The sequence below is a fragment of the Bradyrhizobium sp. SZCCHNRI1009 genome (assembly GCF_032487575.1).
Classification (GTDB): Bacteria; Pseudomonadota; Alphaproteobacteria; order Rhizobiales; family Xanthobacteraceae; genus Bradyrhizobium.
This window is the reverse complement of record NZ_JAUEUL010000008.1, coordinates 209,967-228,506: the sequence shown is the minus strand read 5'-3', so window position 1 is coordinate 228,506 and position 18,540 is coordinate 209,967. Positions and strand designations below refer to the sequence as shown.

The window sequence follows — 18,540 nt, the reverse complement described above, 5'->3', positions numbered from 1 at the left end:
TCGCCGGGCCATGGGCGTCATCCCTCGAACGCGTCTGATGACGCGCGGTCGGCAAGCGCCCGGTCGTCGCGCGCCTCCAGCGGACTCGTGATCAGAGCGGGCGAGATGACCTCGCCCGACGGTCCCAGCGCGTCAGCGAACCGCCAGCGGTTTCGCAATGCTGCGAGACGACGCAACTGTGCCGGGCCGATGCCTTCGAGCGGCGCAAACCCGCTAGCCACGTCGCCGATCTCGGCCGTGGCGCCGACGACAACGGCCAGCGCGCCGGACAGGCTCGCCAGTGCCATCAGCAGCGTCGCGCGGACGCGGGCCAGCAATTGATGACGGGCGCTTCCCGCAAGCGGCCCGGGCAGCGCGCGCTCGAAGCCTTCGACGGCGGCCGCGATCGGTACCCGCTCGGCGGCGAAGCCGAGTCGCGCCGCGACCGCCATGGCCTGATCCAGCGACGCCTGCGACGTGCCGGGTCCGGACAGCATCACGCCGCGGACTTTGCCGGACCCGAGCGCATCGACCGCCAGGGCTGCGGCCAGCGCCGACTCGATGGCTCCGGTCAGGCCGAGCACGATGCCGGTGAAGCCGTGCTTCTCGACGTGGTCGCGCAGGCCGAGCACGCGGGCCGCGTAGTCCGCCTCTTCGCCCTCGATCAGCGTGGTGACCGGTCCCCGGCACTGCCAGCCATCGTCTCCCCTGCTCCATGCCAAGGTCGCGACTTCAGCGACGAAGCCCGGGAGCTGTGCCGCCACCGAGAGATCGGCGTTCAGCGCGAAGGACGCGCCGTCGAACACCTCGCCGTCCTGACCGCCGACCTGGTTGAGCCAGACGAGCGGCAGATCGCTTTCGGTGACGCGGGCCACGGCGGCCGACAGGCGCCGGTCGCCGCCGCTGCGCACGTAGCATGAGCGGCTCGGCACGACGATGAGCTCGGCCCCGGTTTCCGCCAGCGTCTCGACGACGTTTTCGTAGTTCGAGGAGTCTTCGAGCGAGATGTCCTCGCCGATCGCGACGCCGATGCGGACGCCCCGCACGCTGAGCGGGCCGGCCGCCGGGCCGCGCGTGAACAGGCGCTTCTGATCACCATCGGCCAGGTTGGCCTTGAAGCGCGTCGCGGCGATGCGGCCGGCGTCGAGCAGCACGCAGGCATTGTAGAGCTTGCCGTTCTCGGTCCAGGGCGTGCCGATCAGCACCGCCGGCCCGCCGTCGGCGGTCTCGCGCGCGAGCGCCTCGATCGCGGCCCGGCACGCGGCCTGAAATGCCGGCTTCAGCACCATGTCCTGGGATGGATGCCCCGCCAGGAACAGCTCCGGCAGCACCACGAGATCAGCGTCGTCGGCCGCCGCCCTCGCCCGCGCCTCGCGCGCCTTCGCGGCATTGCCCCCGATGTCGCCGGCCGTCGGGTTGAGCTGGGCCAGCGTGATCCTGAAGATGTCAGCGGCCATCGCTCAACTCATTCACAGCAGCCCGAGCCGCTCGGCGATCGCGAACAGCCAAAAGCAGCCCGACATCAGCAGCGCGACGCCGACTGCGGCCGAGCCGAGATCCTTGACCCGGCCGATCTGCAGATCGTGCTCGGTGGTGAGGCGGTCGGCGAGCTTCTCGATCGCGGTGTTCAGCAGCTCGACGACCAGCACCAGCACCACCGCGCAGACCAGCTCGACGCTGCGCATCGGCGTCGCGCCGATCACATAGGCGAGCGGCAGCGCCAGCAGGAATGCGACGACCTCCTCGCGCACCGCCTGCTCGGAGCGCAGCGCGAAGGCCAGGCCGTTGCGCGAGTTGACCGTCGCGCGCCACAAACGCAGCATCAGAAGCCCGCGACCGCCGGCATCGGTGCGGACTTGCCGCCGCGCTGCTGCTTCAACAGCTCGGCGATCAGGAACGCCATGTCGATCGACTGCTCGGCGTTCAGCCGGGGATCGCACACCGTGTGATAGCGGTCGTTGAGATCCTCGTCGGTGATCGCGCGCGCGCCGCCGATGCATTCGGTGACGTCCTTGCCGGTCATCTCGAGATGGATGCCGCCGGCATGGGTGCCCTCGGCGGCATGCACCGCGAAGAACGCGCGCACCTCGGACACGATGCGGTCGAACGGCCGCGTCTTGTAGCCCGAGGTCGAGGTGATGGTGTTGCCGTGCATCGGATCGCACGACCACACCACCTTGCGCCCTTCCCGCTGGACCGCGCGGATCAGTCCCGGCAGATGATCGCCGACCTTGTCGGCGCCGAAGCGGTTGATCAGCGTCAGCCGTCCCGGCTCGTTGTCGGGGTTGAGGATGTCGATCAGCTTGAGCAGTTCGTCCGGCTTCAGCGACGGGCCGCATTTCAGGCCGATCGGGTTCTTGATGCCGCGGAAATATTCGACATGGCCGTGATCGAGCTGGCGGGTGCGATCGCCGATCCAGATGAAATGGCCTGAGGTCGCGTACCAGTCGCCGGTGGTGGAATCGACGCGCGTGAAGGCCTGCTCGTAGCCGAGCAGCAGCGCCTCGTGGCTGGTGTAGAAATCGGTGGCGCGCAGCTCCGGATGGCTCTCGAGGTCGAGGCCGCAGGCGCGCATGAAGTTGAGCGCCTCGGAGATGCGGTCGGCGAGCTCCTTGTAGCGGCGCGACTGCGGGGAATCCTTGACGAAGCCGAGCATCCACTGATGCACGCTGCCGAGATTGGCGAAGCCGCCGGTGGCGAACGCTCGCAGCAGGTTCAAGGTCGCCGCCGACTGCCGGTAGGCATCGAGCTGGCGCTGCGGATTGGGGATGCGCGCCTCGGCGGTGAAGGCGGTGTCGTTGACGATGTCGCCGCGATAGCTCGGCAGCTCGACGCCATCGATCTTTTCGGTGGGCGAGGAGCGCGGCTTGGCGAACTGGCCGGCGATGCGGCCGACCTTCACCACCGGCACCGCGCCGGCATAGGTCATGACCACCGCCATCTGCAGCAGCACGCGGAAGAAGTCGCGGATGTTGTTGGCGCCGTGCTCGGCAAAGCTCTCGGCGCAGTCGCCGCCCTGAAGCAGGAACGCATCGCCGGCCGCCACCCGCGCCAGCGCCTTCTTCAGGTTGCGCGCCTCGCCGGCGAACACCAGCGGCGGAAAGGTCGCAAGCTGCGCCTCGACCTCGGCCAGCGCCTTCTGGTCGGGATAGTCGGGCACCTGCTGCACCGGCTTGGACCGCCAGCTCTCCGGGCTCCAGCGCTCCGTCATGGCTTTCTACTCCCTCTGGACGGCCGCACACTTGTTCCCCGCACGGCGGCGCGCGCCTTATACACAGCCTGCCCCCGGACTGCCATCTGGAATTTAAGTCGTCCGGCCAAGCCATTGCGGCAGCGAAGGGATTCTGACCAGAGTTGAGATTCCGGGTGATCCCGGAGCCGCATGCCTGCTCCCGTGTCCGCGAGCCCGCGCCGCCGGCGGTGAAGACATGCAACACGCTCCCGCGACGCGGCTGCGCCCGAGCTATGCTGGACCTCGTTCGCCCTCCAAGAGGTCGGAGGGCGCAGGGAATGCCGGACGATGGCCTCGCCCATGGCCCGCCTGCGGAAGAAAGTGCAGGCGGCAGGTACCACAGGTTCAGCCGATCAACCGGCATTCCCTGCGCGACGGTCTTCACGCTTATACGCAGTCTGCCTGGTGCGCCGGGCTTGTTGGCCACCATTGCCCGCGCGGCGCGTCAGCGCCGTCGCGAACGTGACACCAGCGTCGGGGTGTCAGCACGCTGCGACTTCACGTCCGCGCCAAGCCGTTCGTCCGCGCATCCTTGCGGACACGCTGCGGCTCCCTCGCGGCCATCGCTCCCCGCCCCGCGTGTCGTGACGATCGCGCGCAACGCCCCTCCGAGTGAGGCGGGATGCGCGCAATAGAGCATGATTTCTGATATTCGTAAAGACAAATCTTTGCCCGACCGCAACGACCCGCGACCACGCCGATCCAGACCCTGGACACACCGCTCGATCGCAGTGCCCCTCGTGTCGACTCTCCCCTTGTCCGCTCATGCTTACCGGCTACGATGTCGCCAGGATCGAACCCGATGCACGAAGACATCATCCATGTCCGCGCCATAATTAGGTTGTTGCCGGGCGAGGATAGCGGCCGGACGCAGCCGGTTCGTGCGGGCTATCGTCCCAACCACAATTTCTTCGGCTCTGAGAATCGCAACATGACCCTGGGACTCATCGACTTGCCTGCTGGTCTGGCGCTCCATCCAGGGGAAAGCATCGAGACTGTTGTCCAATTCCTGAACTGGCCGGGGCTGGACGGTCAGATCTATCCCGGTCGCGAATGGTGCATCCAGGAAGGCTATAGATTGATCGGGACCGGAACAGTCCTCGAGGTCCTTGATCCGTCAACCAATGACCGTCGACGTGGACAGCGAAGCAAGCCGGAATAACGTCTTGGCGTTCATCCCCGACCCTGAAAATCGCCGCAAGGTATTCGATCCTGACAGCGGCTACGAACTGAGGGGCATCTTCGGCTCCGTGCCGAAGAACGAATTCTGGTTCGACTTCTGCTTCGACGACATCACGTTCATGGTCAAATCGAAGCTGTCGTGGTCAACAGACCGTTTGAGACTTACGTTCACCTTCAACGTCGCACAACTTTATCACAGCTACAGATATAGTCCCCGTCGTGGGCGGGGGCAGGAAACGATGTGCTTGGCAGATTTCCGCGCACAGGCCCTGCCTCATTTGCGCAACGCAGTCGTAGCTTTCGCCACTCGCGCCCGCGGCGATCCTCGCCTCCCCGGAGAACGCTTGAAGGCTGAGGTTGAATTCGCCGATCCCGCTTCGGAGGACTGCGGCGGCCAAATGCGGTAAAGGTGGTGGACAACGCATAAACGCAATTGCGTTCGTTCATGCAGCAGAGCCGCGGTGACCGTGTTCCTTCGTCCGGTCACACGACCAGCAGCACTCCCGACAGCAGCAGGATGCCCAGGATGATCTTCCTGAACAAGAGGTCGTTGATCCTCCGGAACGCGAGGATGCCGAGCGCCGTGCCGGCGAACAGCGCCGGGATGCTCAAGGCGAGATCGATGATCACCTTGGACGACAGATCCTGCCGGGCCAGCATCACCGCGAGCGAGGCGAGCTGAATGGCGGCAATGAACGGCTGGACGAGGCCGCGCTGCTCGGTCTTCGGCAGGCCATGCAGCTCGCACCAGATCGTCGGCAGCGCACCCGGCATCGCGGTGAGGCCACCGATGAGACCGCCGCCGAAGCCGACGATCGCGGTGCGGCCTCGGTTCATCGGCTGAAGACTGCCCAGCGCAGGCTTGAACAGCATGTAGCCGGCGTAGATCGCGATCGTCGCGCCGAACACCTGCTGAAACATGCGCGCGTCCGCATTGTGCAGCAGCCACAGCGCGAAGGGGACGCCAAGCAGCCCGCCCAGGATCAGCACGAGGCTGTCCTCCCAGCGGATGCTGCTGCGAAGCGCCCAGAGGTTCGTCGCCTGCACGCCGACGCTGCACGCCATCATCAACGGCACGGCCTCCAAAGGCTGCAGACTGTGCAGCAGGATCGCGCCGGCCACGGCGGAAAAGGCGAACCCGGCCAGGCCGGAAACGAAGGCACCAAAGAAAACGGCGGCGCTGAGCAGCAGAAATGATCCTGATCCGGCCATGAAATAGCTCCGGCTGATGAAGTTGAAAATGAGCGGGGATCGTCAATCGTAGGGCTGGAGCGTTGCAGTCCCATCGGCCTGCGCTCCGCTTCGCGTGGCATCGCCCCGCAGCATCGTGGCTGCGACGACGTGCAGGAACAGGAAGACGGCGAGGACGCTAGCGGCCAACACCGCGCGGGGGATCATCGGCAGCTTGCGCCGCGGCCGAGCCTCGTTGGACTGCATGTCCGTCATCTCCATCACCTGATGCCGGGCTTGCTAGCAGTTCAGCGTCCCCTCAGCGTCCCCCGAGCAGAGTATGGCGTGCGGCGTGTTTCCGTGCAGGGCGAGGAGGAGTCGGCGTCGGTCAGTTCCTCGGCGCTCGTCATTCGCAACCGCTGCCATGGCCGCGGTCGATCGCAGAGCGCAGGCGGATCGGTCGTGCGCACACGACGCAACCCCCGCTCGCATCTGCCATCCCGACACGCCGCGCGCAGAACATGCATCGATCCGTCATCAGGCCGACACGCGGCAGGTGATATCGCGCGCCCCGCTATCCGGCATCATCGAGGGGAATCGACCAATGACACTTCGCCTATGGGCGGGCGCAATCGCGCTTGGATGCACCAGCCTGCTCGGCAGCGCGCTGCACGCCGCCGACGGAACGTTCAGCACGCTGACCTACAACGTGGCGGAAACGCCGACCGCCTACAATGGCGGCAGCGACGCGCATTCGCGCGTGATCAGCTGCTATCTGCGCCAGTTCGGCATCGTCAACGTGCAGGAAGATTTTCTCTGGCACGCCGCGCTCTACGACACCTGCGACAACCATCCCTATCGCACGCCGACCTCGGGCACGGCCGGCATCGGCGACGGCATGAATACGCTCAGCGCCTATTCGTTCGACGATCTCGATCGCGTGACCTGGACCAAGCGCGCCGATTCGGACGCGCTGACTCCGAAGGGCTTCTCGCTGATCCGCACACGGCTGGCCGAAGGCGTCTATCTCGACTTCTACAACCTGCACGCCCAGTCCGGCACGTCCTCCACCGATCTCGCCTACAGCGAGTCCGACGTGGCGCAGATTCTGAGCTACATCGAGGCGAACTCGGCCGGCAACGCCGTCATGGTGATGGGCGACACCAACACGCGCTTTACCCGGGCCGGCCAGAACATGTGGGAATTCCTGCATCACGGTTTCAGCGACGCCTGGATCGAGACGGTGCGCGGCGGCAGCGTGCCGCCGATCGGCGATGCGCTGGTCTGCGGCGATACCCAGACGGCGCGGCCGGATTGCGAGATCGTCGACAAGGTGCTGTGGCGGAACAACGGCTTCCTGAACCTGCAGGCGTCCAACTATGCCGACCGCCAGGACGCGCTGGATTCAAACGGCGCGCAGCTCTCCGATCATCATCCGGTCGAGGTCGACTGGAGCTTCGCCACGGCCGCGAGCCGCAGGCTGAGCGACCAGTTCGGCGGGCCGCATGGCACGAGCTACAACGACGTCTCGGCGCTGCCGGCCAACCCGGTGGCGAGCAAGCTGACCATCCGCACCGGAGCCCGGGTCGACCAGGTCGAGCTGACGCTGTCCAACGGCTATGTCTACAGCCATGGCGGCACCGGCGGCACGGCGCAGAGCCTGGCGCTCGGCAGCGGCGAATATCTCACCTCGGTCAATCTGTGCAGTGATCAGTATCAGGGCCACACGCGCATCTTCCGGGTCGCGTTCGGCACCAGCGCGGGCCGCACTTTGTCGGGCGGCACGACGACGTCGAGCTGCACCAGCTACACCGCACCGAGCGGCTGGCAGATCACCGGCTTCCACGGCCGGTCCGGCGACGAGATCGACAAGCTCGGCGTCGTCTACGCGCCGGTCCCCACCGCCACAGCGCCAGCGCGCCAGCCGGTCCGCATCGTCAATCGCACGTCGGCGCTGTGCATGGACGCCAGCGGCGGCGCGATGGCCGACGGCACCGCCGTGGTCCAGTGGTACTGCACCGGCGCCGCCAACCAGACCTGGAGCTACGACGATGCCAGCGGCATGATCCGCAGCATGCAGGACCCGCACTACTGCCTCGACAACAACGGCAGCTATGGCGACGGCGCGCAACTCGTCATCTGGACCTGCACCGGCAACAACAACCAGCGTTTCCGCTACGACGCCGCGGCCGGCACGATCGCGGTGCGCAGCTATCCGGTCGAGGTCATGAGCCAGAACGGCACCTCCGTGGGCAACCAGCTGCTGACCACCTCGGCCTCGGCGGCGGGATCGCAGCAATGGACGCTGACGCCTTGAGCCGACCATGAACGCAGATGATCCGGGCGGTCGCGCCGGCCGGATCATCCTGCGGTGGTCCCGGAACTCCACCGAAGCCGTCCGCGCCCCACCCGTCGAACTTGCGGACCGATCGCTCCAACGAGAATTCATGCTTGACCTATTCATAACTTTGCGGTTATGAGTTTATCCATAACCAACGGGTTATGGATAAAATGGCGCGATCGCCCGACCTCCTGTTCAGATCACTTGCCGACCCGACCCGGCGGGCCATTTTCGAGGGCCTGTGCCGGCATGGCGAGCAGACCGTCGGCGCGCTGACGGCCAAGGCCGGCGTGTCGCAACCAGCCGTGTCGAAACATCTCGGCGTGCTCAAGCAAGCCGGCCTCGTGCGCGAGCGCCACGAAGGCCGCCAGACGCATTATCGCGCGCAGCCGAAGGCGCTCGCCCCCCTGCTCGACTGGACCAGCCGCATGGGCGCGTTCTGGGAGAGCCGGTTCGATGACCTGGAAAATCTTCTCAACAGGATGGATCAATGACGAAAGCCGCGCCCGACACCCGCACCGTCGTCGTCGAACGCGAGTTCGCGCATCCGCCGGAAAAGCTCTGGCGCGCGCTGACGCAGCCGCATCTGATCGCGGAGTGGCTGATGGCTAATGATTTCGTGCCGGCGGCCGGTCATCGCTTCAAGCTGAAGGCCGACTGGGGCGTGGTCGACTGCCAGGTCACGACTGTCGAGCCGCACAGGACGCTGTCCTACAGCTGGGCGGCGCTCGGCCTCGACAGCGTCGTGACCTGGACGCTGACGCCGACAGCGGCGGGCACGCATCTGCGCATGGAGCAGACCGGCTTCGGACCGGATCAGACCCGCGCCTATCAGGGCGCAAGCTACGGCTGGCCGAAGTTCTTCGACGGCCTGGAGCAGACTCTGGCGCGGCTCGACTGAGCCGAACCGGACGAAAACTCATCATCAAGGAAAGAAACAGATGAATTGGAGCAACACGATCCGGCAGGTGCATCGCTGGGTGTCCATCGCCTTCACGCTCGGCGTCATCGTCAACATCGCGGCGATGACGCAGACGCAGCCGGCCTTCTGGATCGGCCTGCTCGCGCTTGTCCCGCTGATCGTGCTGCTCTGCACGGGGCTTTACATGTTCGCGCTGCCCTATCTCGCACGACCGCGCAACGCGCGGCAGGCCGGTTGACGAGACAGCAGCTTGGCCCGTCATTGCGAGCGGGGTGGTGTACAAGCGCGATCTGAGCGGCGATGCGCTGAGGGTGCGGGACTGCTCACTCCAGCCCGTTCGACGACACCCAGCCGACGACGCCGTTCCACACCGCCCGGCACGACGGAAACCGGCTGATGCCGTCGCCCGGCATCACGCAGCCGCCGACCATCGCGGTCTCGCCGGCCGGAATGCGGGTCAGGATGCTGGATTTCTGCCCGGGCTCGCTGCGCAGGTTGAGATAGCCCTGCGAGACGTTGCGCTTGACCACGCGCGGCACGAGGTGCGGATTGGGCAGAATGGCTTGCGCGCGCTCCGTCGGAGAGTCGGTCGGACGCGCCGCGGTCTGGGTCTTCTTCAGCTCCTCGATGCGGGCGCGCGCCATCGAGCCGTATGGCGTGCTGCCGAACTGGCGCACGAAATCCTCGAGCACGGCGATGCTGCTGGTGTTCTGCGTCACCGCCCAGGCCCGCTCGGCCGGATCGGATGACGACGGCGCCGGCTGCGCGGTCGAGGCCGGCGCGAACGCTTGGCCCGCGAAGTAGAAGTCGCCGTCGACCGGCGAGCTCGACACCCAGGGCTGCTGGCTTCCAGCGGTCGCCCGCTTCACCTCCAGGCCGACCTGGTTGAAGGTCTTGAAGATGTCGAGACCCGGCTGCTTGATCGTCTCGGCCAGGGCCTTCGTGAACGGGCTGTTGCCGTCGCGGCCGTCGAGCGCGACGTTGCCGGGCTGGGTCGCGAACGAGATCAGCGTGCCCTCCGGCGCGCGCATCTGCGCAAGCCCGCTGCCGGCGTCGCGCAGGCCGCGGCCGCCGAACGGATTGTTGCGGCAGGCATCGAGGATGACGAGGTTCAGCTTGGTGCCCGCGCTCTCCATCTGGCGCAGCACGACATTGACGTCGAGCATCTGGAAATCGACGTCGGCCTCGCGGGTCGGATTGGCGTCGACCGGGACCAGATAGTTGGCGCCGCGCACCTGCACGCCGTGACCGGCGTAGTACACCAGCGCGACGTCGGCGCCGCGCGCGTTGGCGCCGAACTCCTGCACGGCCCTGCGCATCGCGGTTTCGTCGAGATCGAGCTGGGCGCCGCCGCCGACCAGGGTGAAGCCGAGCCCGGCCAGCGTCTGCGCCATCAGCGCGGCATCATGTCTGGGATTGTCGAGCCGGCTGACGGCGCGATAGGCCGAATTGCCGATGACGAGCGCGATGCGGGTGTCGGCGAGCGCCGGGCTGCATAGGAACAGCACGCTGCATCCGGCCAGCACCAGCCTCATCCATTGCCGCATCCGTCCGCCCTCGCCAACCTCGATGGCACGAGCTTATACGTCCGTCGCGGGAGGAGAAAAGCACGGCTTCACGACGGCCGGTCTCGTGAGGCCATGCCGGCCGTTCGAGGCCGCAGCAACCAGCAGAATGCCTCGCGCAGGATCTCGGTGCCGTCAGCCGGGTGGCAGGCGCCATGGGCGATCACGATCCGCTCGGGGTGCCACGCCAGCATGGTCTCGACCGCCGCCCGCAACTCGCGTCGGTGCCGCCAGGTAAATGTCAGCCGGAGATCGCGCGGCAGGCCGCCATGCGGCGGACCGACGCCCCCGATCCAGCTCAGGTAGCGCGCCAGGCCGGCGCCGATCTTGGCCGGCTCGAAATTCTCCATCAGATCGGTCAGGATCAGCGTGCGCGACGGCCGATGGAAGAACACGACCTCCGTCATATAGCTGCCGAGGACGGGCAAGGTCGCGATCTCATCATCCCAAGGATAGCCAGTGCTGCGATCCAGCGGCCTGCCCTCGAAGTCGATGCGGCCCTTCGCCTGCGCGCGAATGCCAGGTGCCAGATAGATCGCCGCGTCGGGAAAGGCCGCCTGCCAGTCGGGGATCCACCAATAGTGGATGCGATTCGGACCGATGATGTCGCGCACGCGGCCTTCCCGGTCGATCTCAGCCCGCAGCGCCGGCGTCAACGGCGTGGGCGAGTGGATGAACAGATCGCCGGAGGCGCAGCGCACCACGGTCATGCGGGTGGGAAACGGAAATTTCAGCCCGGGAATGCCGAAGCGGATCACGGGCCCGTCGACGATCCAGATGTTCTCGGCAACGGGCTTCAGGGTGTTGAGCGGCGGATAGGTCGCAAGGCAATCATCCTGGGACATGCTGGTCGCTCTCCAACCGCCCGTTCACTGAACGGCTCCAAGATGGCAAGCCCGATCGGCCATGGTGTGGACCGTCGTCAGACCGTGAGCACTGGCCACCGCAGTCGCTACGGAGGCCGGCTGCGCACGAGCGCCAAGAAGCAGACGGCGTCCTACTCCGCCGCCTGCCGCACGTGGCGCTCGGTCACCGTGCGCATCGTCACCAGCTCCTCGGCAGCCGAGGGATGCAGCGCGATGGTGGCGTCGAAATCGGCCTTGGTCGCCTTCATCTTGATGGCGATGGCGACGGCCTGGGTAATCTCGGCAGCCATGTCGCCGACGATGTGGCAGCCGAGCACGCGGTCGCTGGTGCCGTCGACGACGAGCTTCATCAGCACGCGGGTGTCGCGGCCGGACATCGTCGCCTTGATCGGGCGGAAATTCGTCTTGTAGATGTCGACGCGGTCGTAAAGCTCGCGCGCCTGGGTTTCCGTCAGGCCGACGGTGCCGACTTCAGGCTGGCAGAACACGGCGGTCGGAATGTCCGCGTGATCGACGCGCACGGTCTTGCCGCCGAACACGGTGTCGGCAAAGGCGTGGCCCTCGCGGATCGCAACCGGCGTCAGGTTGAAGCGATGGGTGACGTCGCCGATCGCGTAGATGCTCGGCACCGAGCTCTGCGAGAACGCGTCGACCGCGATGCCGCCGTTCCGGGGATTGATGGCGACGCCGGCCTTCTCCAGGCCGAGATTGGCCACCGCCGGATGGCGGCCGATCGCGAACATCACCTTGTCGGAGGCGATGCTGGAGCCGTTCGACAGATGGGTCGTGTAGTCCTTGCCGTGCCTGTCGACGCTGGTGACGGTGCAGCCCGTGAGGATGGTGATGCCTTCCTTCTCCATCTCGGAGCGGACATGCTTGCGGACGTCCTCGTCGAAGCCGCGCAGGATGTTGTCGCCGCGATAGATGACGGTCACGTCGGAGCCGAAATTGGCGAAGATGCAGGCGAACTCGAGCGCGATGTAGCCGCCGCCCTGGATCACGATCCGGCGCGGCAGCTCGTCGAGATGAAACGCCTCGTTGGACGAGATGACGTGCTCGATGCCGGGAATCGGCGTGCCGTGGTTGGGCGCGCCGCCGGTCGCGATGAGAATGTACTTGGCGCGGACGGTCTCGCCAGTCGTCAGCCGCACGGTGTGGGCGTCCTCGAGCACCGCGCGGGTCTTGACGATCCTGGCGCCGGACTTCTCGACGTTGCTGGTGTAGGCCGCCTCGAGCCGCGCGATCTCCTTGTCCTTGTTCCTGATCAGCGTCGGCCAGTCGAAGGTCGCGGTCGGGATGGTCCAGCCGAAGCCCGCGGCATCGGCGATCTCCTGGCGGACATGCGAGCCGATCACGAACAGCTTCTTGGGCACGCAGCCGCGGATCACGCAGGTGCCGCCCATGCGGTATTCCTCGGCGACAACAACGCGAGCGCCATAGCCGCTCGCGATGCGGGCGGCGCGCACGCCGCCCGAGCCGCCACCGATCACGAACAGGTCGACGTCGAATTCAGCCATCGCTCCCCCGACCTGGCCTTTCGGCCGCAAGCCTCAGATCGGCTTGTTGCGTTTGCGCATCTCGGCGCGGAACTGCGCGGTGACGGTGTCGGAGAACTCCGCCGCCCACAGGTTCATCGCCTGCATGCTCATCTGGATCGCCTTCGGCTCCGCCGCAAGCAGCTTCTGGCCGATGGCTGACTTGTAGAAAGCGACGAGGTTGGCGATCTCCTGGTCGGAGAACTCGTTGCAGTAGATCTGCGCCATCTTCTCGCCGATCTCCTTCTCCTTGCCGGCATAGGTCTGCGCGACCACCACGGCGACCTCGTCGAGGTCCTTCTGGTAGTTGAGATTGGACTGCAGCAGCGCCTGCTTGGTCTGCTGCACGATGCCGGGGACGGCATTGGCGTACATCGCAGCCGCGTTCTTCATCCCCAGAATCTCGCGCGCGCCGGCCATGCAGGCGGGCGAGGCCGGCTTCAGCGCCGGCGCCTGGCCCTGCGCCGCAACCGGGCCTGCCGAGGCCAGGGCCAGCACGAGTCCGGCGGCCGGCAAGATTCTGAACACGCTCTTCATTCCAAGTCTCCTGTGAGTTGCCGCCCTGAGCGCAGCCTCGTGCCGCGCTCAGGGCCGCTGGATAACGCGAATTCCCTGTGCGCCTGCCAGGATCGCCGTGCTGCCGAGGCCGATGAACAGCCCATGCTCGACCACGCCCGGAATTGCGCTCAAAAGGTCCGCCAGGCGCGGGGGATCCACGATCTCCCCAAGGCGGACGTCGATAATCCAGTGGCCGCCATCGGTGACGAAAACGTGGCCGTCTGCGGACTTGCGCAGGCTCATCGGCCCGGACACGCCGGCCGTGGCGAAGGCGTCACTCATCTCGCGCTGGGTCGCAGCGAGGCCGAACGGAACCACCTCGACCGGCAGCGGGTAGCGGCCGAGCCGCGCCACCCATTTGCTGTCGTCAGCGATCACGATCATGCGATCCGAGGCGCTGGCGACGATCTTCTCGCGCAGCAGCGCGCCGCCGCCGCCCTTGATCATATCGAGCGCCGGATCGATCTCGTCGGCGCCGTCGATGGTGATGTCCAGCCGGTCGATCTCGTCGAGTGTGGTCAGCGGCACGCCGCACGCTTGCGCCTGCGCGCGCGTCGCCTCCGAGGTCGGCACGCCCACGATCTTGAGGCCGGCGCGCACCTTTTCCCCGAGCAGATCGACGAAATGCTTCGCGGTCGAACCGGTGCCGAGACCGAGCTTCATGCCGCTCTCGACCTCCTCCAGCGCACGCGCCGCCGCCTGCCGCTTCAATGCATCCATGTCGACCAAGGAACCCGCCCTTCGCACCCAGGGCCCCCACAAGCCGGGGCCGAAAGCCGGCGCATATCTAGCGATGTTTTGACGCGGGGCCTAGCTCTCGCCGGCCACGAAATCGGACAAAAAGCCATTGCGAGGCTCTTGCACGGACGCGAGCCGGCCGCTAGCGGATACCGATGGCCATCTCCAGCACCATCGTCTTCGATCTCGACGGCACCCTGGTCGACACGGCGCCGGACCTCATCAACGCGCTGAACCACATCTTGCAGCGCGAAGGGCTGCGGCCGGTGCCATTGGCCTCGGCCCGCAAGATGATTGGTCACGGCGCCCGCAAGTTGCTCGAGCGCGGGCTGGAGGCGGAAGGCCGCTTCGCCAGTCCGTCCGACATGGAGCGGCTCACGGTCGACTTCATCGATTTCTACGCCGAGAACATCGCCATCGAATCGCGCCCGTTCGACGGGCTGGAGGCGGCGCTCGACGAGCTCGCCGGCCGCGGCTGCCAGTTCGCGGTGTGCACCAACAAGCTGGAATGGCTGTCCAGGCGGCTGCTCGACCAGCTCGGCCTGTCCTCCCGCTTCGCCGCGATCTGCGGCGCCGACACGTTCGGCGTTGCCAAGCCGGATCCGACGATCCTGCGCCAGACCATCGCGCAGGCCGGCGGCGAGGTCGGGGCTGCGATCATGGTCGGCGATGCCGGCACCGACGTCGGCGCCGCCCGCCGCGCCGGCGTGCCGGTGATCGGCTGCACCTTCGGCTATACCGACGTACCGATCGCGGAGCTCAATCCGGACCACCTGATCGACCACATGCGCGAGCTGCCGGCAGCCGTCACGGCCCTCGGCCCATCGCTCCGGATCGCCTGAGCGGACTTGCGATTCCACTGCCGCATCGCGCCCTAACTCCCTGCTCGATCGACCTGAATCCGCACCTTGGGGTGCGTTAACGTTCTGTTGAGAATAGGGTTGACCGCAGTTGCGCCGCTGTTCTGACGCTCCTATGGTCGCCCTGGGATTGCGGCCGATGGCCGCAGGGTTGTGGGGCGGACATCATGATGCGGCGTGTCATCGCAATTGCGGTTGCGGGAGCCGGCTTGGCCGGTTGCTCGTCCTTCTCCATGGACAGCTTCAAGATGGCCGCGCCCGAGGTACCCGTGCAGCTCGACTCCGTGCCGCCGGGCGCTGACGCCAAGACCTCGCTCGGACCGGGCTGCAAGACGCCCTGCACCGTCTCGGTGCCGGCGCCCGATGCGGGCTTCAGCGTCACCTTCACGATGGACAAGTACCAGCCCGCGACCATCCCGGTGCAGGTGATCCGCAACTCCGGCGATTTCAACACCTCGCCGCCGGTGGTGATGGATCCGAGCCCGGTCGTCGCCGAGCTGCAGCCGATGCCGGGTGCGCCGCCCAAGGCCGTCAAGCACATGCGGCCGAAGAAGCCGAAGCCGCCGAAATCCGCCGCTGCGCCGGAAGCACCGGCGACCACCGGGTCCGCCTTCCCCGCCCCCGCGCCGGGACGGCAATAACGGGCCATCGTCCCGCGCGTCCCCTTGCCAAGGCGAAGCTGCATTGCAGCATCGACGTTTCAACGTCGATGATTGTGAGGCGCGGCGATCATGATTAGATTGTCGTGAGACCGACATCCGGCCGCGCTTGCGCGGCCGCCGCGTGGCATCGCCGCCACCTGGGCCGCCACCAGCCAAGGCTTGCATCAAGGCTTTCCATCAAGGCTTTCCATCAAGGCTTTCCATCAAGGCTTTCCATGACCGCAGAGACGTTGAGTGACACCGCCCTGACGCGCCCGATGACCGACCCGTTCGGCCGCCGCATCAGCTATCTGCGCGTCTCGGTGACCGACCGCTGCGACCTGCGCTGCTTCTACTGCATGTCCGAGGACATGACCTTCCTGCCGAAGGCCGACCTGCTGACGCTCGAAGAGCTCGACCGGCTGTGCTCGGCGTTCATCCACAAGGGCGTCAAGAAGCTCAGGCTCACCGGCGGCGAGCCGCTAGTCCGGCGCAACGTGATGGGCCTGGTACGCTCGCTGTCGCGGCACCTGAAGAGCGGCGCGCTCGGCGAGCTGACGATGACGACCAATGCGACGCAGCTCGCCAAATACGCCGCGGAGCTCGCCGATTGCGGCGTCCGCCGCATCAACGTCTCGCTCGACACGCTGGACCCGGACAAATTCCGCGCCATCACCCGCTGGGGCGACCTCGACCGCGTGCTGGCCGGCATCGAGGCGGCGCGCGCTGCGGGTCTCGCCGTGAAGATCAACGCGGTCGCGCTGAAGAACATGAACGAGGACGAGATCCCCGCGCTGATCGACTGGGCGCACGGCAAGGGCATGGCGCTGACCTTGATCGAGGTGATGCCGATGGGCGAGATCGGCGAAGGCCGCATCGACCAGTATCTGCCGCTGTCGCTGCTGCGCGGGCGTCTTGCCCAGACCTACACCATGACCGATCTCGACGAGACCACCGGCGGTCCCGCCCGCTACGTCCGCGTCGCCGAGACCGGCGGCACGATCGGCTTCATCACGCCGATGACGCATAATTTCTGCGAGAGCTGCAACCGCGTCCGCGTCACCTGCACCGGCACATTGCACACCTGCCTCGGCCACGAGGACGCCTCCGACCTGCGCAAGCCGCTGCGCGCCTCGGCCAGCGACGAGCAGCTGAGCGACGCGATCGACCGCGCCATCGGCCTGAAGCCGAAGGGCCACGACTTCATCATCGACCGCCGCCACAACCGCCCGAGCGTCAGCCGGCACATGAGCGTGACGGGCGGCTGACCGGAGTCCTCGACCACCGCGGCCTGCGACCGATCGCGGCCGGAGCCAGTCAGTGGGCCGGCCCCCCTGACGTGGAGAGGAACAAATGACCGGCTTGCGGCACGTCCCGACGCGGCGTAGCTTTCAACCTGAGATCGTGCGTTCCAGAGCACGTTGTCGGTGAGACCTAGCGGGAGGCGGCGATGGCAGACCCAGTCGCTTGGCACCTGTCCGGTGACTATTTCGAGAATTGCAGCTGCAGCCTGCTGTGTCCGTGCCTGATGTCGGCCGCGCCTCCCCTGACCGCGCAGCCGACCGAGGGGTTCTGCAACGTGCCGCTGCTGTTCCACATCGACACCGGCCGCTATGGCGATGTCGCGCTTGACGGCCTCAACGCGGCGGTGATGCTCCATGCGCCCGGCGTGATGGCGGAGGGAGACTGGTCGATCGCCGCCTACGTCGATCAGCGCGCCGACGATCCGCAGACCGAGGCGATGGCCGCGATCTTCACCGGCGCCGCCGGCGGCCCGATGGCTGCGTTCACGCCGCTGATCAGCACCAATCTCGGCGTGCGCAAAGCCGCCATCACCTTCCGGATCGACGGCAAGACGCGATCCGCCGAGATCGCCGACATCCTGCACATGTCCGTCGAACCGCTGCCGACCATGCATCCGAGCGGCGAGATGTGGGTGAACATCGGCCACCCCGTCAGCCCGGACAGGATGGCGCTGGCCGTCGGCGCGGCGGGCAACACCTACAATGATCACGGCATGCGCTGGGACAATTCCGGCAAGAACGGCCTGTACGCGTCGATCAGCTGGTCCAACCAGGCCTAATTCGACGTGGCGCAAGGCCGGCAACCCGCCTTGCAGATGACCGGCAGCGCCCTGGAAGCCGTGCTGCGGCGCGATCGCTGGATCGTCGGCGGCGCGATCGCAATCATGGTCGCCCTGTCATGGGCCTATGTTGTCTGGCTCGCCAACGACATGGACATGGGCGGCATGGACATGACCGGTTTCCGCATGATCCCGGCCGGCATCGGCATCATGTTGCCGGCCAGCGAGTCGTGGCGCGCGATCGAGTTCGCCTATGTGTTCCTGATGTGGGCGGTGATGATGGTCGGGATGATGGCGCCGTCGGCCGCGCCGATGATCCTGATGTACGCCCGTGTCGGTCGGCAGGGCCGCGCACAGGGCCAGCCGTTCGCTGCGACCGGCTGGTTTGCGGCCGGCTATCTGCTCGCCTGGAGCGGCTTTTCGCTGCTGGCGACCGTGCTGCAATGGGGTGTGGAGCGGACGGCCCTGCTGGATTCGCGGATGGCGATCGACAGCCACGTGCTCGGCGCCACCGTGCTGATCGCCGCGGGCGTCTATCAGTGGACACCGCTGAAGGGCGCCTGCCTCGTCCAATGCCAGTCGCCGCTCCTGTTCCTGATGCGCCACGGCGGCTTTCGCGGCGACCTGCGCGGGTGCCTGCTATTGGGCCTCCGGCACGGCGGCTATTGCGTCGGCTGCTGCTGGGCTCTGATGGCGCTGCTATTCGTCGGTGGCGTCATGAACGTAACGTGGATCGCCCTCCTGACCCTGCTCGTGCTGTTTGAGAAAGTCGCTCCGTTCGGACGATGGGTCGCGCGCGCGGCCGGGATCGCCTTCAGTGCCGCAGGCGTCTGGATGCTGGTGTCGCCACCGCAATGATGCGCGACGG

General features: G+C 66.8%; 21 protein-coding genes. 11 read left to right on the top strand and 10 right to left on the bottom strand.

Going from position 1 to position 18,540, the window contains the following annotated elements:
* Positions 1–17 precede the first annotated feature (17 nt).
* Genes QX010_RS16820 through QX010_RS16810 form a run of 3 tightly spaced genes read right to left on the bottom strand, consistent with a single transcriptional unit; the run spans position 18 to position 3,190 of the window.
* Positions 18–1,436, bottom strand: a complete 1,419-nt coding sequence (locus QX010_RS16820; RefSeq protein ID WP_316180677.1) for a nitrilase-related carbon-nitrogen hydrolase — start codon at positions 1,434–1,436, stop codon at positions 18–20.
* 12 nt (positions 1,437–1,448) lie between these two features.
* Complete coding sequence (locus QX010_RS16815; protein ID WP_315776898.1) at positions 1,449–1,802, bottom strand: diacylglycerol kinase; 354 nt, start codon at positions 1,800–1,802, stop codon at positions 1,449–1,451.
* On the bottom strand, positions 1,802–3,190 hold the full coding sequence (locus QX010_RS16810; RefSeq protein ID WP_316180675.1) for a class II 3-deoxy-7-phosphoheptulonate synthase: 1,389 nt from the start codon (positions 3,188–3,190) through the stop codon (positions 1,802–1,804). The genes QX010_RS16815 and QX010_RS16810 overlap by 1 nt, the downstream gene beginning before the upstream one ends.
* Before the next feature lie 823 nt (positions 3,191–4,013).
* Between QX010_RS16810 and QX010_RS16805 the strand changes: the two genes are divergently transcribed.
* Entirely contained in the window at positions 4,014–4,373 is a 360-nt protein-coding gene (locus QX010_RS16805) for a hypothetical protein (RefSeq protein WP_316180673.1), read from the top strand.
* Positions 4,336–4,800, top strand: coding sequence for a hypothetical protein (locus tag QX010_RS16800; protein WP_316180672.1), 465 nt, complete (start codon positions 4,336–4,338; stop codon positions 4,798–4,800). The genes QX010_RS16805 and QX010_RS16800 overlap by 38 nt, the downstream gene beginning before the upstream one ends.
* Before the next feature lie 76 nt (positions 4,801–4,876).
* On the opposite strand, the gene QX010_RS16795 is transcribed toward QX010_RS16800, so the two are convergent.
* A complete protein-coding gene (locus QX010_RS16795) occupies positions 4,877–5,605 on the bottom strand; it encodes a sulfite exporter TauE/SafE family protein (protein WP_316180670.1) in 729 nt (242 codons plus the stop codon).
* 42 nt (positions 5,606–5,647) lie between these two features.
* On the bottom strand, positions 5,648–5,839 hold the full coding sequence (locus tag QX010_RS16790) for a hypothetical protein (protein ID WP_316180668.1): 192 nt from the start codon (positions 5,837–5,839) through the stop codon (positions 5,648–5,650).
* 328 nt (positions 5,840–6,167) lie between these two features.
* On the opposite strand from QX010_RS16790, the gene QX010_RS16785 reads away from it, so the two are divergent.
* The 4 genes from QX010_RS16785 to QX010_RS16770 all read left to right on the top strand — a co-directional run bounded on the left by QX010_RS16785 (position 6,168) and on the right by QX010_RS16770 (position 9,064).
* Positions 6,168–7,880: a jacalin-like lectin gene (locus QX010_RS16785; RefSeq protein ID WP_316180667.1), complete on the top strand. Its 1,713-nt coding sequence runs from the start codon at positions 6,168–6,170 to the stop codon at positions 7,878–7,880.
* 194 nt (positions 7,881–8,074) lie between these two features.
* Entirely contained in the window at positions 8,075–8,398 is a 324-nt protein-coding gene (locus QX010_RS16780; RefSeq protein ID WP_315803079.1) for a metalloregulator ArsR/SmtB family transcription factor, read from the top strand.
* The gene (locus QX010_RS16775) at positions 8,395–8,805 is read left to right on the top strand and encodes an SRPBCC domain-containing protein (protein ID WP_316180665.1); all 411 of its coding nucleotides are present in this window, start codon (positions 8,395–8,397) and stop codon (positions 8,803–8,805) included. Before QX010_RS16780 ends, QX010_RS16775 begins: the two co-directional genes overlap by 4 nt.
* Positions 8,806–8,845: 40 nt before the next feature.
* Positions 8,846–9,064, top strand: a complete 219-nt coding sequence (locus tag QX010_RS16770; protein WP_316180663.1) for a hypothetical protein — start codon at positions 8,846–8,848, stop codon at positions 9,062–9,064.
* 85 nt (positions 9,065–9,149) lie between these two features.
* Here QX010_RS16770 and QX010_RS16765 read toward each other — a convergent pair whose 3' ends face one another.
* The 5 genes from QX010_RS16765 to rpiA all read right to left on the bottom strand — a co-directional run bounded on the left by QX010_RS16765 (position 9,150) and on the right by rpiA (position 14,070).
* Entirely contained in the window at positions 9,150–10,373 is a 1,224-nt protein-coding gene (locus tag QX010_RS16765) for a caspase family protein (RefSeq protein ID WP_316180661.1), read from the bottom strand.
* Positions 10,374–10,441: 68 nt separating this feature from the next.
* Complete coding sequence (locus QX010_RS16760; protein WP_316180659.1) at positions 10,442–11,236, bottom strand: DUF4336 domain-containing protein; 795 nt, start codon at positions 11,234–11,236, stop codon at positions 10,442–10,444.
* Between the two features lie 152 nt (positions 11,237–11,388).
* On the bottom strand, positions 11,389–12,774 hold the full coding sequence (gene gorA / locus QX010_RS16755) for a glutathione-disulfide reductase (protein ID WP_315803074.1): 1,386 nt from the start codon (positions 12,772–12,774) through the stop codon (positions 11,389–11,391).
* A 33-nt stretch (positions 12,775–12,807) separates the two neighbouring features.
* Positions 12,808–13,329 carry a DUF2059 domain-containing protein gene (locus QX010_RS16750; protein WP_315803073.1) on the bottom strand — a complete coding sequence of 174 codons (522 nt, stop codon included), beginning with the start codon at positions 13,327–13,329 and terminating at the stop codon, positions 12,808–12,810.
* A gap of 48 nt (positions 13,330–13,377) precedes the next feature.
* The gene (gene rpiA / locus QX010_RS16745) at positions 13,378–14,070 is read right to left on the bottom strand and encodes a ribose-5-phosphate isomerase RpiA (RefSeq protein WP_315803170.1); all 693 of its coding nucleotides are present in this window, start codon (positions 14,068–14,070) and stop codon (positions 13,378–13,380) included.
* 173 nt (positions 14,071–14,243) lie between these two features.
* On the opposite strand from rpiA, the gene QX010_RS16740 reads away from it, so the two are divergent.
* From QX010_RS16740 to QX010_RS16720, 5 genes are all read left to right on the top strand, one after another.
* The gene (locus QX010_RS16740) at positions 14,244–14,930 is read left to right on the top strand and encodes an HAD-IA family hydrolase (protein WP_316180657.1); all 687 of its coding nucleotides are present in this window, start codon (positions 14,244–14,246) and stop codon (positions 14,928–14,930) included.
* 266 nt (positions 14,931–15,196) lie between these two features.
* Positions 15,197–15,589 carry a hypothetical protein gene (locus QX010_RS16735; RefSeq protein WP_315803169.1) on the top strand — a complete coding sequence of 131 codons (393 nt, stop codon included), beginning with the start codon at positions 15,197–15,199 and terminating at the stop codon, positions 15,587–15,589.
* A 236-nt stretch (positions 15,590–15,825) separates the two neighbouring features.
* Positions 15,826–16,857 (top strand): GTP 3',8-cyclase MoaA, encoded by a 1,032-nt coding sequence (gene moaA, locus QX010_RS16730; protein ID WP_316180655.1) that lies wholly within the window; start codon positions 15,826–15,828, stop codon positions 16,855–16,857.
* 182 nt (positions 16,858–17,039) lie between these two features.
* Positions 17,040–17,672 carry a DUF1326 domain-containing protein gene (locus tag QX010_RS16725; protein ID WP_316180653.1) on the top strand — a complete coding sequence of 211 codons (633 nt, stop codon included), beginning with the start codon at positions 17,040–17,042 and terminating at the stop codon, positions 17,670–17,672.
* A 36-nt stretch (positions 17,673–17,708) separates the two neighbouring features.
* Positions 17,709–18,530 carry a DUF2182 domain-containing protein gene (locus tag QX010_RS16720; protein WP_316180652.1) on the top strand — a complete coding sequence of 274 codons (822 nt, stop codon included), beginning with the start codon at positions 17,709–17,711 and terminating at the stop codon, positions 18,528–18,530.
* The last annotated feature ends 10 nt before the right edge of the window (positions 18,531–18,540 follow it).

Bases quoted from the DNA above. Each gene is read 5' to 3' on its own strand.
- rpiA (WP_315803170.1), bottom strand. From the start codon at position 14,070: ATGGATGCATTGAAGCGGCAGGCGGCGGCGCGTGCGCTGGAGGAGGTC.
- QX010_RS16775 (WP_316180665.1), top strand. From the start codon at position 8,395: ATGACGAAAGCCGCGCCCGACACCCGCACCGTCGTCGTCGAACGCGAG.
- gorA (WP_315803074.1), bottom strand. From the start codon at position 12,774: ATGGCTGAATTCGACGTCGACCTGTTCGTGATCGGTGGCGGCTCGGGC.
- QX010_RS16820 (WP_316180677.1), bottom strand. From the start codon at position 1,436: ATGGCCGCTGACATCTTCAGGATCACGCTGGCCCAGCTCAACCCGACG.
- QX010_RS16790 (WP_316180668.1), bottom strand. From the start codon at position 5,839: ATGACGGACATGCAGTCCAACGAGGCTCGGCCGCGGCGCAAGCTGCCG.
- QX010_RS16740 (WP_316180657.1), top strand. From the start codon at position 14,244: ATGGCCATCTCCAGCACCATCGTCTTCGATCTCGACGGCACCCTGGTC.
- QX010_RS16735 (WP_315803169.1), top strand. From the start codon at position 15,197: ATGGCCGCGCCCGAGGTACCCGTGCAGCTCGACTCCGTGCCGCCGGGC.
- QX010_RS16750 (WP_315803073.1), bottom strand. From the start codon at position 13,329: ATGAAGAGCGTGTTCAGAATCTTGCCGGCCGCCGGACTCGTGCTGGCC.
- QX010_RS16800 (WP_316180672.1), top strand. From the start codon at position 4,336: ATGACCGTCGACGTGGACAGCGAAGCAAGCCGGAATAACGTCTTGGCG.
- QX010_RS16805 (WP_316180673.1), top strand. From the start codon at position 4,014: ATGCACGAAGACATCATCCATGTCCGCGCCATAATTAGGTTGTTGCCG.
- QX010_RS16795 (WP_316180670.1), bottom strand. From the start codon at position 5,605: ATGGCCGGATCAGGATCATTTCTGCTGCTCAGCGCCGCCGTTTTCTTT.
- moaA (WP_316180655.1), top strand. From the start codon at position 15,826: ATGACCGCAGAGACGTTGAGTGACACCGCCCTGACGCGCCCGATGACC.
- QX010_RS16760 (WP_316180659.1), bottom strand. From the start codon at position 11,236: ATGTCCCAGGATGATTGCCTTGCGACCTATCCGCCGCTCAACACCCTG.
- QX010_RS16815 (WP_315776898.1), bottom strand. From the start codon at position 1,802: ATGCTGCGTTTGTGGCGCGCGACGGTCAACTCGCGCAACGGCCTGGCC.
- QX010_RS16780 (WP_315803079.1), top strand. From the start codon at position 8,075: ATGGCGCGATCGCCCGACCTCCTGTTCAGATCACTTGCCGACCCGACC.
- QX010_RS16725 (WP_316180653.1), top strand. From the start codon at position 17,040: ATGGCAGACCCAGTCGCTTGGCACCTGTCCGGTGACTATTTCGAGAAT.
- QX010_RS16765 (WP_316180661.1), bottom strand. From the start codon at position 10,373: ATGCGGCAATGGATGAGGCTGGTGCTGGCCGGATGCAGCGTGCTGTTC.
- QX010_RS16720 (WP_316180652.1), top strand. From the start codon at position 17,709: ATGACCGGCAGCGCCCTGGAAGCCGTGCTGCGGCGCGATCGCTGGATC.
- QX010_RS16810 (WP_316180675.1), bottom strand. From the start codon at position 3,190: ATGACGGAGCGCTGGAGCCCGGAGAGCTGGCGGTCCAAGCCGGTGCAG.
- QX010_RS16785 (WP_316180667.1), top strand. From the start codon at position 6,168: ATGACACTTCGCCTATGGGCGGGCGCAATCGCGCTTGGATGCACCAGC.
- QX010_RS16770 (WP_316180663.1), top strand. From the start codon at position 8,846: ATGAATTGGAGCAACACGATCCGGCAGGTGCATCGCTGGGTGTCCATC.